This is a genomic window from Corynebacterium diphtheriae (genome assembly GCF_001457455.1).
Taxonomy (GTDB): Bacteria; Actinomycetota; Actinomycetes; order Mycobacteriales; family Mycobacteriaceae; genus Corynebacterium; species Corynebacterium diphtheriae.
Map to the genome: position 1 here is coordinate 1,553,660 of NZ_LN831026.1, position 13,424 is coordinate 1,567,083.

The 13,424-nt window shown below is 54.2% G+C and carries 13 protein-coding genes and 2 pseudogenes; 2 read left to right on the top strand and 13 right to left on the bottom strand.

The genetic code is table 11. From position 1 onward, the window contains the following. Positions 1–15: 15 nt before the first annotated feature. The 8 genes and pseudogenes from AT687_RS07490 to AT687_RS13100 form a co-directional block, all read right to left on the bottom strand. The gene (locus AT687_RS07490) at positions 16–303 is read right to left on the bottom strand and encodes an acylphosphatase (RefSeq protein ID WP_014302092.1); all 288 of its coding nucleotides are present in this window, start codon (positions 301–303) and stop codon (positions 16–18) included. Continuing rightward, positions 303–1,769 (bottom strand): alanine/glycine:cation symporter family protein, encoded by a 1,467-nt coding sequence (locus tag AT687_RS07495; protein ID WP_014319169.1) that lies wholly within the window; start codon positions 1,767–1,769, stop codon positions 303–305. Before AT687_RS07495 ends, AT687_RS07490 begins: the two co-directional genes overlap by 1 nt. Before the next feature lie 99 nt (positions 1,770–1,868). Then, complete coding sequence (gene mutM / locus AT687_RS07500; RefSeq protein WP_014302094.1) at positions 1,869–2,759, bottom strand: bifunctional DNA-formamidopyrimidine glycosylase/DNA-(apurinic or apyrimidinic site) lyase; 891 nt, start codon at positions 2,757–2,759, stop codon at positions 1,869–1,871. Positions 2,760–2,776: 17 nt separating this feature from the next. Further along, positions 2,777–3,526, bottom strand: coding sequence for a ribonuclease III (rnc, locus tag AT687_RS07505; protein WP_014319170.1), 750 nt, complete (start codon positions 3,524–3,526; stop codon positions 2,777–2,779). Next, positions 3,523–4,053, bottom strand: a complete 531-nt coding sequence (locus tag AT687_RS07510; RefSeq protein WP_014319171.1) for a YceD family protein — start codon at positions 4,051–4,053, stop codon at positions 3,523–3,525. Before AT687_RS07510 ends, rnc begins: the two co-directional genes overlap by 4 nt. A 40-nt stretch (positions 4,054–4,093) precedes the next feature. Beyond that, positions 4,094–4,807: an SPFH domain-containing protein gene (locus tag AT687_RS07515; protein ID WP_041727257.1), complete on the bottom strand. Its 714-nt coding sequence runs from the start codon at positions 4,805–4,807 to the stop codon at positions 4,094–4,096. 229 nt (positions 4,808–5,036) lie between these two features. Continuing rightward, positions 5,037–5,820, bottom strand: a pseudogene (locus tag AT687_RS13095) (formate/nitrite transporter family protein). Between the two features lie 532 nt (positions 5,821–6,352). Then, on the bottom strand, positions 6,353–6,862 hold the full coding sequence (locus tag AT687_RS13100) for a hypothetical protein (protein ID WP_227889235.1): 510 nt from the start codon (positions 6,860–6,862) through the stop codon (positions 6,353–6,355). Between the two features lie 54 nt (positions 6,863–6,916). On the opposite strand from AT687_RS13100, the gene AT687_RS13105 reads away from it, so the two are divergent. Next, a complete protein-coding gene (locus AT687_RS13105) occupies positions 6,917–7,282 on the top strand; it encodes a hypothetical protein (protein ID WP_227889236.1) in 366 nt (121 codons plus the stop codon). 202 nt (positions 7,283–7,484) lie between these two features. Here the strand turns inward: AT687_RS13105 and rplE are convergent, their stop codons facing one another. Genes rplE through rplN form a run of 3 tightly spaced genes read right to left on the bottom strand, consistent with a single transcriptional unit; the run spans position 7,485 to position 8,724 of the window. Continuing rightward, positions 7,485–8,036, bottom strand: a complete 552-nt coding sequence (gene rplE / locus AT687_RS07530) for a 50S ribosomal protein L5 (RefSeq protein WP_014303592.1) — start codon at positions 8,034–8,036, stop codon at positions 7,485–7,487. Positions 8,037–8,038: 2 nt separating this feature from the next. Continuing rightward, on the bottom strand, positions 8,039–8,353 hold the full coding sequence (gene rplX / locus AT687_RS07535) for a 50S ribosomal protein L24 (protein ID WP_047928727.1): 315 nt from the start codon (positions 8,351–8,353) through the stop codon (positions 8,039–8,041). 2 nt (positions 8,354–8,355) lie between these two features. Further along, entirely contained in the window at positions 8,356–8,724 is a 369-nt protein-coding gene (rplN, locus tag AT687_RS07540; protein WP_004566763.1) for a 50S ribosomal protein L14, read from the bottom strand. A gap of 535 nt (positions 8,725–9,259) precedes the next feature. Here rplN and AT687_RS07545 point away from each other — a divergent pair. Next, on the top strand, positions 9,260–10,078 hold the full coding sequence (locus tag AT687_RS07545; RefSeq protein ID WP_014319174.1) for a hypothetical protein: 819 nt from the start codon (positions 9,260–9,262) through the stop codon (positions 10,076–10,078). A gap of 349 nt (positions 10,079–10,427) precedes the next feature. Here the strand turns inward: AT687_RS07545 and AT687_RS07550 are convergent. Both AT687_RS07550 and gdhA read right to left on the bottom strand, forming a co-directional pair. Further along, positions 10,428–11,912: pseudogene (locus AT687_RS07550) on the bottom strand (integrase core domain-containing protein); the annotation flags it as partial. A 160-nt stretch (positions 11,913–12,072) separates the two neighbouring features. Further along, positions 12,073–13,419: an NADP-specific glutamate dehydrogenase gene (gdhA, locus tag AT687_RS07555; protein WP_014319176.1), complete on the bottom strand. Its 1,347-nt coding sequence runs from the start codon at positions 13,417–13,419 to the stop codon at positions 12,073–12,075. Positions 13,420–13,424 lie beyond the last annotated feature (5 nt).

Sequence of the window (13,424 nt, forward strand, 5' to 3'; positions counted from 1 at the left end):
TCTAGCAAACCTGCACTAGCGAGTGCGGAACCCTACTTCCCCCTTGGGTGAAGACCAGCGCTCCACAACCGTATCAACTCGGCCTGGGCGCCCCGAATGATCATGCGCGGAAAGCCTGCGCAATAATTCTTCGCACAAATGCTTTGGGCCTTCGGCCACTACGCAGACGCGACCGTCGACAAGATTGGAAGCAGAACCAGCCAATGCGAGTTCCTTTGCTTGGGAGTACACCCACCAGCGAAATCCCACTCCCTGTACTGTGCCAAGTACCCACGCAGTGAGCCGTGCATTCGCATCATGCATTAGACTTCGCGCACAATCTTGTGATCGCGACGCGTGACCGGATCAGACCCGTCCCAGCATTCGACGTTACGAACATTCGGAAGCATATCGCGGTGGAATACTGGATCAAGTCCCTTAGCCTTTTGCTGGTTGTAGTTCTTAAGCAGAGCAACCGCCACGCCACCCAGAGGCACGATAGCGATCAGGTTAATAACCACCATGGTTGCAGCGAATGTATCGCCCAAAGCCCAGACCAACGGCAATGGACCAATTGCGCCACCAAATACACAAGCGACAACGATCAAACGGAAAATCGTCATAGTGATCTTCGATTGCGTAAAGAACTCAATATTGGACTGTGCCAAGAATGTATTACCGATAACCGATGAGAACGCCAAGAAGAACAAAATAACAGTGATGAAGTGTGTACCCCACGCACCGACTTCTCCGCTCAATGCCTGCTGGGTAAGCGTGGCACCTCTAACGTCTGCACCATATTCTGGATCGCTCAGCAAAATGATAAACGCGGTAATCGAGCACACGAGAATGGTGTCAAAGTAAACGCCCAAAGTCTGTACCAGTCCTTGCTTTACTGGGTGCGAAACATTAGCAGTAGCTGCTGCATTGGGAGCAGAGCCTTGTCCTGCTTCATTAGAGAACAAACCACGACGCATTCCGTTCATGAAAGCCGCTCCAACAGTGGCACCTGCGATCTCTTGGAAACCCAAAGCATGCGAAATAATGTCTCCGAACATGCCAGGAATCTTTTCGATGTTAAGTACCAGCACAATAATGCCGATGACCATGTAAGCCAGCGCCATGAGAGGAACCACAATTTGGGTGAAGTTCGCAATGCGCTGCACGCCACCAAAAATGATGACACCAGTCAGCAATGCCAATACTGCGCCAACGATAATTTTGAATTGATTATCGCTCGTACCCAGCGATTCTCCTACAGCCTCAGCAATAGAGTTCGACTGAATCGAGTTATACACAAAGCCGTAAGTAAAAGTGATCGCTACACCAAAAACGACGGCCAACCATTTCGCGTTCAGTCCACGCGTCATATAAAACGCAGGGCCGCCACGATAGGTGCCGTCATCAGTTTTAGTTTTCCACAGCTGTGCCAGTGTTGATTCCACGAATGCAGTTGCACCACCCAACAGAGCAATCATCCACATCCAGAACACGGCACCAGGACCGCCTAGGGTGATTGCCACTGCAACACCTGCAACGTTTCCGGTTCCCACACGTGAAGCAGCAGAAATTGTAAACGCCTTGAATGCAGAGATACCTTCTGCGTCAGTATGAGATTTTAGGGTGTCGTTCTTTTCCACGACTGCTCGGAACATATCCGGAATCATCCGAATTTGGACGAGGATCGTGCGCCACGCGAAATAAAAACCGGCTGCTATTAGAAGAAATGGAATGATCTTCCAATAATTATCGTTAATGTCATCTGTGATGAACGTCTGCAGGCTTTCCATAGAGTGAAATAGTACTGGCCCATGCAGCCATCACGTAAATTTACCTATGGTTTTGATAACGTTTTCCGCGACAATGCTATGTCGATCACTCATTGTGGCCTAGTGCATAAGCTGACAACGTGGGCAAAAATGACTCGAGCGGTTAGCAAACTTTTCGCGGATAATATTCGTACCACAGCGATCGCACGCTTGGCCTTGCTGGCCGTATGCATGAAGCGATACATCAAAATACCCCGATTGGCCATTGACGTTAACATAAAGAGAATCGAAGCTAGTTCCTCCTTTGTCTAAAGCCGCGTTCATGACTCGCTGACCGTGTTCGAGCAAATTACTTAATTGTGCGACAGACAAATGCGACGCAGAAGTTTGTGGATGGATTCGTGCAGCCCACAACATCTCATCGGCGTAAATATTGCCTATTCCAGAGACAATTTCTTGGTTAAGCAGAACTCTTTTAATCTCACTATTTTTCTTGCGGATCAATCGCGCTAGATTTTCTCTTTTAAGTTGAGGGTCCAAAAGATCACGCGCTATGTGAGTGATCTGTTCTGGAACGCAACCGTGAGCAGTTTCTACAAATGTGGTGGGCGCCCAATAACCAAAAGTGCGCTGATCGACAAACCAAAGTTCGAAGCATTCCTGAGCATCTGAGCGAACAATTGTGGTACGAATTCTACGATGAGGATGCAGAGTCGAGTTTTGAGCTTTTATCAGCATTTGACCGCTCATTCCCAAATGAACCAGTAGCCCTTGCTGGGGAGATCCGCATGCAGAATCACCATGGCTTGTAAGCTCAAACCACAAAAATTTGCCACGGCGACCTATGCGCGTGACCTCACGACCTCGTAGCGACCCTATGAGTTCGGCGGCCCCGCCTTCGACTGTCCTAATGCTGCGGGGGTGCTCAACGGCAACATCAGTGATAGTTGCGCCAAGCACATAAGGTGTAAGCCCGCGACGTACAACCTCAACTTCGGGAAGCTCAGGCATGAAGATCCTCCGAGTTGTTAGACAAACGCGGGATTATCTTGAAGGAAGCCAACCGCTTTGTGGGCTGCAGCTTGCTCCGCAAGTTTTTTGTTTGTTCCAACACCAGTTCCTAGCACAGTGCCATGAACTGCAACCTCTGCTGTGAAAGTTTGCTCATGCTCTGGACCTGTAACAGTAGAAGTATATGTTGGCATCTCAAGGTTGCGCTCTGCCAAACGCTCTTGCAAGGTGGTTTTCCAGTCTTGGTGAAGACCCGTAGCGCTTGCCGTATCAATTTTGTGCTTGAACAGACGAAGCACCGTGCCCCGAGCAATTTCAAAACCATGCGCTAGGTAGATAGCGCCGAGAAGCGCCTCCGTCGTATCTGCGAGAATTGAGTCTTTGCTGCGACCGTCGTGAAGCTGTTCACCTTTACCCAGCAAAATGTGCTGCCCTAGGTTAATTTCGCGAGCAATGTCTGCAAGCCCATAACGGCTCACAATATTCGCGCGCATCTTGGAAATATCGCTTTCAGGGCTCGAGGTGTACTGCTGATACAACTGCCCTGCGACAGAAAGTCCTAAGACGGAATCGCCTAGAAATTCTAGGCGCTCATTGTTGGGCAGCATGCCATTTTCGTTTGCAAACGAACGGTGTGTTAACGCCAGCACGAGTAGCTCACGTGGGATGTCAACCCCCAACGCATCAATCAGTGGTTGGTGATCAACGCTCTCGAATTCAAGTCGTAGCGCCTGCTCACCAGTGACGCGCTTTTTTCTCCTGCTCACAGGAACTTCTCCAATCCAGCCCAACGAGGATCAACTAGTTCTGTTTCTCCTGCAATACCATCAGGTTCTGGCACCTCAGAATCCGACTGCACACAACCGCCTTCACACTGTGGATTAAACGGCAGTGACATCCCCGCCTCATCGATAACAGCTTGCAGAATATCCACAGTGTCACCGGTAATAACCGTGACATCGTCGTCTTCACCGTCACCGTCATCTCCAGTGATAAAGTCTTCGGTCAACGCAAACACTTCGTTAATATGAAATTGCGCCTGCGGTGCCATGTGCTGGAGACACCGCACACACTCACCAGAGAGCTCCGCAGACACATCTGCATCCACCATTAATGCATCTCCGAGTGGAGTAATGGTGGCATTGACTGTAACGTCACCGTTTTCGGGAATCGCAATCATCGCAGGGCCAATTCGGACAGGGCTGGGGCCTGTCTGCTGCATCGACGCTGGAACTGCACTGCCGCGTACCAAAGTTCCAACGTTAAAAACAAAGGGAGAAGACTCAGTATTCATCGTTGCACTAGTGTACTCGCGTCACGATATCTTCGGTGAATTATGACTGTGAATGGTTCCCACCGCCGGACGCGCCGGCACCACGTCGCAAAGCTGCTCGATCACGAGAGATCGTCCGCAATGTAGACGACAAGGATTCCTCGAGATCCGCTAGCTTGTTTTCTACAAAGGTGTCGCATTCTTTGCGCAGTCTGTTGGAGTCTGCATGCGCCGCGTCTACTACCCTATGGGCCTCTTCGTTCGCACGACGGACCACTTCAGCTTCGCTCACCAGTCGCTGTTGTTCTGCAAGTCCATCGTCAACAGAGCGCTGGTATTGATCATTACCGCTTGCGATAAGTCGCTCGGCCTCAGCCTGCGCACGATTTACGGTATCGTCCGCTTCACGACGGGCACCGTCCACGAGACGATCTGCCTCGTCCTGAGCTTGGCGTACCACGCGTTCTGCGTGTTCTTCAGCGTCTGCGACTAATGCATCGGCTTCTTCACGGGACTGCGTCACATTACGATGAGCTTCCTCGTTAGCCTCATCAATTGTTGTGCGTGCGCGTTCTTGCGCACCGCGCAAAATCTCATCTTGTTGATCGATCACATCTTGAGCATCATCAATTTCATTAGGCAGCGCATTACGTGCCTCATCGATCAAAGCAAGCATATGATGCCGTGGAACCATACAGTTTGAGGTCATCGGGACGCCGGTGGACTTTTCTAGTATGTCAATAAGTTCATCGAAGCATTCGAATACGCGGTACATGATAAACATGGTAACCAAGTAACTGTTGTGTCGCTTGTTAATATCAACGCGTGTTGCCCCTTTATAGAGTTCTACCTCTTATTATTGCAACAAAAAGACCCCTCTGACACTAGTCAATTTTTTCGACCGACTAGTACTAGAGTGTCATGTCCATAAACTTCCTGGACTCCGCGTCAAAAAACTAACTGGACTCCGAGTCCAAGAAGTCACTAGACATCACAATAACAACCTAGTCGCGGTAAACCTCAGGGTCCTTGTTGAGCCAAGCGTAAACGCCACCAATGAGGAAGCCACCGCCGATGACGTTGCCGATCCACACCAGGGACCAGTTGGTCAGCACAGCACCCAAGGTGAAGCCGTCAGGCAGCGGGGTGGAGCAGAAGAAGGTTAGCGTCATCAGGCAGAAGTTTGCGATAACGTGCTCGAGGCTCAGGCCCACGAAGCAGGCGATAATCGGCACGATGACGAAGAACTTGGACACGATCTCCTTGGCAAAGACGGCACCAATAATGGCCATGTTGACCACGAAGTTGGCGAGCATACCTTCAACCAACAGGCCTGCAGGGTCTTTCTCCAGCTTGCCCATGGACAAGGTGGAAATGAGGTGGGTCGGGTCGACATGGCCCAGCTTCGCAGACATGCCCATTGCCGCTGCGAAGAGAGCCGCACCGACGAGGTTGAAGAACGTGGTCACGATGAGCAACCACAGGCCCCTTGCCCCAGCCAACCTGCTTATTGATGGCGCCGTAGACTACATACATCATGCTGCCGGTAGCCAGTTCGGCGCCCAGGATAACGATGGCAAAAAGGCCGAGGCCGAAGAACAGAGCGAAGACAGGAGCTCCGAGGCCCTCTGCATGCTTTTCGACGGCCTGTCCCAGAACCGGCAACGCCGTGCCGATGACTAGGTACACGCCCGTCAGAATCGAACGGACGGCAAAGCGGCCAAAAGACGCATCCAGAAGCGTGACTTTCTTGTTTACCGCGGCAGCCGCGGTTTCATTGAGAGACATGTTTTTAAAAAAATTACTCCGGCCGCGCCATCCAACTCAAGTTTCCCCACGACACCCCCACGTCCACCATGTTATCCCTGTGATTTTTGGGACACCCGTTAAAATGGGCATGTTCATATTCTCTACGCGCGCAAAGGAGCGTTTCCTCATGGGCCGCCACAGCGCTCCCGATGACGGTTCTAAGTCCCGGCGTCTGTTTTCTGAGCTTCGCCGCTACTCCACGGTCCGATCCCACAACTCCCAATCAGCTTTGGACGCTACCCGCAATCCGGCCCCGCGCCGCCGCTCGGACTCTGCTGTCGGCTCCGCCGACGCGCACGCCCGCCCGGTCCAGCACATGCCGCAGCGCCCTCGCCAGCAGATGCCCCGCCAGCGGCGACCACGTACCGACTACCCTTCCCAGGTCGCGCCGCAACGCAGCGCACAGCGTGGCCCGCAACAGACACAGCAGTTCGCACCGCAATCCCCCTATCGCGCCGCCACGAATCGCACCACAGCCGCTGGAGCCGCAGCTGTCCGCGCCGCAGGTCACTCACAATCCGCAACGCAGCGCGCCAAGAATGCGTGGTGGCGTTCCGGCAAGCTGCGCATCGCCGTCGGCGTTGTGGCCACGATTGCCATTGCCAGCACCATCCACCAGGCCGTCAAGCCGCCAGAGGGTCTGGAAGAGCGCCAAATTGTCGCCGAGTCCGCCCCGGTCATTGAGCCTTCGGCCGCGGTGGAGCTCTACATCCCGCACCTGCAACTCCACGCGGAGTTCGAGCCTGGCAATTGCCGCGTGCTCAACGGCTCCATTAATCCGAAGACCATGGATAAGGCGTGCACGTACACTGCCGATGACAAGCCGTATTCTCTCCCCGGCACCGACGCCCCCGACATCTCGGTTATCGCCGGCCATACCGGCGCGGGCGTGTCCGCCGTGTTCAATGATCTCTATGACGGTTCCGCCATGGAGCACAAGGTCACCATCGGCGACAAGCTTTACCTGCGCACCAAGAACTCCGGCGATGACTGGCTGGTCTACGAGGCCACCGACCTGCATGCCCCCGACAAGTCTGGACTTGCCGATGACGCCTCCGTTTGGGGCGACGGCCCCATGCCCGGCCGCCTATTGACTATTAGCTGTATCCAGCCAGCTAACCTTTTGGAGGCCGCAGTGAAGAACGCCGTGGTGGGCTGGCAGTACCGGGGCGTTGCCACCGCCGATGGCGGCTCCGGCCAGGAAACCCTGCCGGAGGAAATCGACCAATTCGCCCCGCCGGCCGACGCCCCCACCCAAGACCCCGCGAACGGCCCAGCCGGCGCACCGGCTGAAGCCCCCGCAGAAGCACCGATCCCAGCCGCCCCGGTCGAGGAGGCTCCAGTCCAGGACGCCCCCGTTGAGGCTCCTGCCGAGGCCCCGGTCGAAGCACCAGTCGAAGTCCCAGCAGACCAACCCGCCCCCGACGTCGCTCCGCACTAACCGCACTCCCTAGTCAAGCCTCTTCAACGCGGCCGATTCCGTCCCGTTGCATCGTGGCCAAACTCAGCGCCAGCGCCACAGCTGCCCCTGCCCCGCTAGTTCCAACGCTACACCTCACCGCGCCGCCCGCCAGCATTCAACTAGCCCCCCCGGAAAACGCCGAAGACCCCGGCCGGAGCCGAGGTCTTGGTGCGGTACCGCTTTACTTGAATGGGAAGCCGAGCTCGCGAAGCAATGCGCGGCCTTCCTCGTTGTTGGTAGCGGTGGTAACGACGGTGATGTCCATACCGCGTGGGCGATCGATCTTGTCAACGTCGATTTCGTAGAACATGGTTTGCTCGGAGAGGCCGAACGTGTAGTTACCGTGACCATCGAACTGCTGGTCAGACAGGCCACGGAAGTCACGAATACGTGGCAGTGCGACGGTCAGCAAACGATCCAGGAACTCCCACATGCGGTCGCCACGAAGGGTAACGCGAGCACCGATTGGCATGCCTTCACGGAGCTTGAAGTTAGCGATGGACTTCTTGGCACGGCGAAGCTCTGGCTTCTGACCGGTGATCAAGGTGAGGTCCTCAAGTGCGCCGTTGATCAGCTTGGAGTCACGAGCAGCGTCGCCGACACCCATGTTGACAACAACCTTGACAACACCAGGGATCTGCATGACGTTCTCGTAGGAGAACTCATCGTTGAGCTTGGTGCGGATCTCTTCGCGGTAGCGGGTCTTCAGACGTGGAGTGTAGTTCTCGCTCATGATTAGATGTCCTTCCCGTTACGACGCGAGATACGGACCTTCTTGCCGTTCTCATCGAAGCGGTAGCCAACGCGGGTCGGATTGCCGTCGGAGTCCAAAACCATGACGTTAGAAACGTGGATTGGAGCTTCCTGGGTGACGATTCCGCCAGACTCAGCGCCGAGCTCTGGAGCAGAGTTAGCAACGTGCTTCTTGATGCGGTTAACGCCCTCAACCAAGACCTTTTCGGTCTTAGGGAAAGCCTGAATGACTTTACCCTTAGCACCCTTGTCTGGGCCGGAGATCACGAGAACCATATCGCCCTTGTGGATCTTCATAACTAGATCACCTCCGGTGCGAGAGAAACGATCTTCATGAACTTCTTGTCACGAAGCTCGCGAGCAACTGGGCCGAAGATACGGGTACCACGTGGCTCGTTGTCGTTCTTGATCAAAACAGCAGCGTTTTCATCGAACTTGATGTAGGAACCGTCTGGACGACGGGTTTCCTTCTTTGCACGGACGATAACAGCCTTAACGACTTCGCCAGCCTTAACGTTGCCACCTGGGGTAGCTTCCTTGACGGTAGCGACGATGACGTCGCCAATGCCAGCAAAACGTCGGGTGGAGCCACCGAGAACGCGGATGCACAGAATCTCTCGTGCACCGGTGTTATCGGCAACCCGCAGACGCGATTCCTGCTGAATCACTATGGGTCTCCTGACCTGGATCGAATGTGTGGCAGATTTCCGTCCTTGCCGCACGCGGTCTACAAACTTGCGATGCTCAAGCCTTGACAACGGACTGCACCGAAGGGTCTCGGACCGGCGGTTCGGAAACGCACCACTACGAGCCGACCAGGTTTCGCAACCCATACACTCAGCCACACGCAAGCGCTTGTACCAAAACACTGCCTTTGCTTGCGGACGCCCCCACCTCCCTCACCCCCGTTACCTCCCCCTTCCACCCTCTTGGTGTTAGGTTTCGAATTCAAACCAGCACCCCACCTAAAGAAACTTAACCCTTCTACCTGCAGTTTCCCTCGCACGACGAGCAACTTTAGTGCGCTTTAAGGGGAGGGAACGCGCGTTCTAAAGAGCTCCTGCACGGCACCGAAAACCGGACTTAAGAGATGTTCATCAATATTTTTAACGTGACAGCTGTGAAAACGGTTGTTATTATGATTTTGTCCAGAAGTACTAGAACTTTCGGCAAGTACCCAAATTCCCTCAGAAGGAGAAACGCATGAAGCGTTTGCCACAGACCCTGACCGCTGCTGCCCTGACCGGCGCACTCACCTTCGGCGGCGCAGCTGTTGCTCAAGCTCAAAATTCGGATCCGGTAGAGACCGCCACCACCGACTATGCTGAACGCCATGATGTTGCTGCCGATCCGATTACCGTCGATGGTGTCGAGTACTTCAAACAGGAAGACGGTTCTTGGCTGTCCAAGCCGGTCGCAGGCAACCCTGTTCGCTTGACTGCTGAGCAGGCAGAAAAGTTCGTTAAGGAGCAGCAGGACACCTCCGCAATTCCTGCACCTGCCACCAAGGTAGACTCCAATCTCAACACTTGGTACCAGAGCATGAAGGATCCGTCGGTTTACGTCAAAGACCCGGCTCTGGTGAATGAAGAGATCACCCCCGAGATGCGTGACGCTTACGCAAAGGCATTCCCTTCTGAAGAAACGAAGCCTGAAGATACGAAGCCTGAATTCGACAAGAAGAAGCTGGCTTGGTTAGCGCTGCCCGCTGCATTGATCATCGGTGGCATCACCTGGTACTTGTCCCAAGATGGCAAGACCTACGTCAAGGACGAGGCACGCAAGAACCAGGAGCCGACCGCTGAGGAAAAGGCTGCTTCCGAGCAGTTGCTGAACGCTAACAAGGACAAAGTTATGGCCCAGGGCGGTAAGCTCGCTGACGGCGCGAAGACCACCGGCACTACCCGCGGTATGTCCGCTGAGACCGGCTCCAACACCGTTGCACGCGGCCTGGCTGGCTTGGCCGTAGCTGCCATGGTTGCAGCTGCTGCATTCGCTGCACGCCGCAAGTTCTTCGCCTAAGCGAGGACCTTCCTACCTCGTAGGAGCCTAAAGAGAGACTGGCTGCGCCGGTCGGGCTTGTGCCCGGCCGGCGCAGCTATCGTTTTACGGCCATTACAACGGCATAAGCACTAAGCCAGAAGACATACTCTGTCTGCTTCACCAAGGTATTTCTGCCCCATGGTCTGCCCCCTTATACAACTCATCCCCGCTCCGAACCCTATCTTCAGTAGCGGGGATGAGAGGTTAGCGTTTAACTGTTATGTCCATGAGGTTTTTGGACTTGGAGTCTAGGGACTTTGTGGACGCGGAGTCTCCCCGCTTTTTGGACGGGGAGTCCACGGAGTTTTTGTACTGGTGCTAGCTTGGCTTCTTTCCGGCGGCTTGACCGTGGCCCAGAGAGGTTGGATTTTAGCTCTAGGTGTTGTCGGTGCCACATGCCGACAACGTGGTTAATGTTGATTTGACCGCCGGGTGGACGCTGATTCAGTTGGATCGGTAGCGGAAATGAAAACAATTTCTCACCATCGTGATCAGTAAAAAATTCCACATAGTCATCAGCTACGCTGCTGTAGATGGCTCGATTTTTGAAGCGCAGCCCGACATAGAGACCGTGTCCCATGACGCGTACCACCCCGCTTTTGTTAATCCACAGCTTGTCTGGGATAGGCCAGAGTGCATTTACACCGGTAGAGCGTGGCATTACGGTTAAAGAATCGGCGTAGGGTGTATCTTGCTGGATCGCCTGAGTGTCGTTACCTGGTGCCCTGCCTGAAGCTGCCACTTCAGGCAGGGCATTATCTGTCGCGACCACCGTGTCGACTGCTAAGGCATCCACCCGGTTGTCGGGGTGAATCCGATGATAATGTTTCGCGATTTTCGTCCATAAAACATCTGGGTCAATCGGCTGCGTCGGTGGCTGGGCATGCGAGATAATCTCCCAAGCTTGGGCTGGGGTCATGTGCATCTTGCCCCTGAGAAGTCCTTGGTGGCGACGGCGTGTGTTGTAGAAGTTGCGGTAGTCGACAATCAGCTGTTGGGCCTGCGCCAGCGTCGTCGAGGTACGAGCATCCAAAAACTTGGTCATGGATTGGTGTGATCGCTCGTCTTTGCCTTGCGTCGTGGGAGCAAAGCCCGCACTTGATTTAACTTTCAGGCTGGCGAGCCAGCGTTCGGTGTGCGACAGCCGGCCGCGATGGTAGGTGGCAAAGGAATCACCGTTGTCAGAGAGGACTTCTTGGGGAAGTCCGTAAGCATCAATGGCTCCACTGAGCGTGATGCGGGCATCGGTGCCGTTTTCTGGAGTTCCAAAAGCTTGGGAGCCGACGTCGAAGCGGCTGGCATCGTCGACGACTTGGTAGATAGTCACGTGCGTGTGAGGCACAGCGAAGAGCCTGTAGACAAACGCATCAATCTGCCACAGTTCATTGACTTCGCCCCTAGCAAAGTCCTTGTAGGACTTACGTGGTCGTTTACGTGCATTGATGTCAGCGACGCCAGCCTCGTGCAACCATTGTGCGATTAAAGCTCGTGACGGTGGTTGGTCGTAGCCGAGTTCGTCGAGGAAGAAGTAGAAGATTGACCATGGGCCGCAGTCTTGGCCGCGGGCTTGTAACGTACCGCGAGCTTGCAGGACCTGTTGTCGAATCGTGTCATCGTAGACCCGTCGCGGGTTCAGCGGTGCCGTGCTGTCCGGCACAATGCCAGCCCGCCCGCGTTCGGCGATACGTGCTTTGATGTTGTAATACGTCTGCTTCTATACGCCGATGTTCTTGCAGAACTGCTGGACCGTGATGCCCTCACGGATGGGGTCGAAATCCGCTATCTTCTTGCGGAGCGTAATAGGAATTGCCATCCCCACATTGTCAAGAAGCCAGAGTCTAAAAAGTCGTTAGACATCCTGTCCATAAACTTCCTGGACTCCGAGTCAAAAAACTAACTGGACTCCGAGTCCAAGAAGTCACTAGACATCACAGACTAGTACTAGAGGGGGCCACTGCACACGTTAACAGAGCTTAGATGACACCTTGTGCAAGCATCGCATCTGCGACCTTCTTGAAGCCTGCAATGTTGGCACCTACTACATAGTCACCCTCATGACCATATTCGCGAGCAGTAGACTCACAGTTCTTGAAGATACCCTTCATGATCTCGTGAAGGCGCTGATCTGCATACTCGAAGCTCCACGAATCACGAGATGCGTTCTGCTGCATCTCCAGTGCTGAGGTTGCCACGCCACCAGCGTTAGCAGCCTTACCTGGACCAAAGTGGATTCCACGCTCGCGGTAGACCTCGATAGCATCAGCAGTCGATGGCATGTTGGCACCCTCTGCAACGAAGGCACAGCCATTGTCAGCTAGTTTCTTTGCATGCTCGCCATCAAGCTCGTTTTGGGTGGCACATGGAAGAGCAACATCACAGGTGAGATCCCAAATCGAGCCCTCAGTGTGTAGGATTGCGCCTTCAACTTCGTCGACATAGCTCGATACACGCTCACGACGGACTTCCTTGATCTCCTTGAGTTTGACAACATCCACACCGTTAGGAGTTTCAACCCAAGCAGAAGAATCAGAGAAACCAATCACGGTTGCGCCCAGTTCCTGAGCTTTCTCGATGGCGTAAATTGCCACGTTGCCGGAACCGGAAACAATAACTTTCTTACCCTCGAAGGACTGGCCGTGATGAGCAAGCATCTCAGCAGTGAAGTACACCAATCCATAACCGGTAGCCTCGGTACGGACCAAGGATCCGCCCCAGGTAAGACCCTTACCGGTCAAAACACCGGACTCATGCTGGTTTGCTAGTCGACGGTACTGACCGAATAGATAACCAATCTCGCGGCCGCCAACTCCGATGTCGCCAGCAGGAACGTCACGGTACTCGCCGATGTGGCGGTAAAGCTCTGTCATGAAGGACTGGCAGAAGCGCATAATTTCTGCATCAGACTTACCCTTAGGGTCGAAGTCGGAACCACCCTTGCCACCGCCGATAGGAAGACCGGTCAAAGAGTTCTTAAAGATCTGCTCAAAGCCTAAGAACTTGATGATGCCTAAGTTAACGGATGGGTGGAAACGCAGACCGCCCTTGTAAGGACCGATGGCCGAGTTAAATTGAACGCGGAAACCACGGTTAACCTGGACAACTCCGTTGTCATCTACCCATGGAACGCGGAACATAAGCTGGCGCTCAGGCTCACACAAGCGCTGAATCAAGCCATAGTCCGCGTAGTGAGGATCCTTTTCCAAAACAATTTTCAGAGAGTCAAGGACTTCGCTAACCGCCTGGTGGAATTCCGGCTCCGCAGGGTTTCGCTTCAAAAGCAGCTCGTAGTAGCCCTGCACCTTCTCATCGATAGACGACATTTTCG

Excerpts from the sequence above, each read along its gene's own strand:
- AT687_RS07515 (WP_041727257.1), bottom strand. The coding sequence starts at position 4,807 with ATGTACCGCGTATTCGAATGCTTCGATGAACTTATTGACATACTAGAA.
- AT687_RS07545 (WP_014319174.1), top strand. The coding sequence starts at position 9,260 with ATGAAGCGTTTGCCACAGACCCTGACCGCTGCTGCCCTGACCGGCGCA.
- AT687_RS13105 (WP_227889236.1), top strand. The coding sequence starts at position 6,917 with ATGCCCGGCCGCCTATTGACTATTAGCTGTATCCAGCCAGCTAACCTT.
- rplE (WP_014303592.1), bottom strand. The coding sequence starts at position 8,036 with ATGAGCGAGAACTACACTCCACGTCTGAAGACCCGCTACCGCGAAGAG.
- rplX (WP_047928727.1), bottom strand. The coding sequence starts at position 8,353 with ATGAAGATCCACAAGGGCGATATGGTTCTCGTGATCTCCGGCCCAGAC.
- AT687_RS07490 (WP_014302092.1), bottom strand. The coding sequence starts at position 303 with ATGCATGATGCGAATGCACGGCTCACTGCGTGGGTACTTGGCACAGTA.
- AT687_RS07495 (WP_014319169.1), bottom strand. The coding sequence starts at position 1,769 with ATGGAAAGCCTGCAGACGTTCATCACAGATGACATTAACGATAATTAT.
- AT687_RS07510 (WP_014319171.1), bottom strand. The coding sequence starts at position 4,053 with ATGAATACTGAGTCTTCTCCCTTTGTTTTTAACGTTGGAACTTTGGTA.
- gdhA (WP_014319176.1), bottom strand. The coding sequence starts at position 13,419 with ATGTCGTCTATCGATGAGAAGGTGCAGGGCTACTACGAGCTGCTTTTG.
- AT687_RS13100 (WP_227889235.1), bottom strand. The coding sequence starts at position 6,862 with ATGCAGGTCGGTGGCCTCGTAGACCAGCCAGTCATCGCCGGAGTTCTT.
- mutM (WP_014302094.1), bottom strand. The coding sequence starts at position 2,759 with ATGCCTGAGCTTCCCGAAGTTGAGGTTGTACGTCGCGGGCTTACACCT.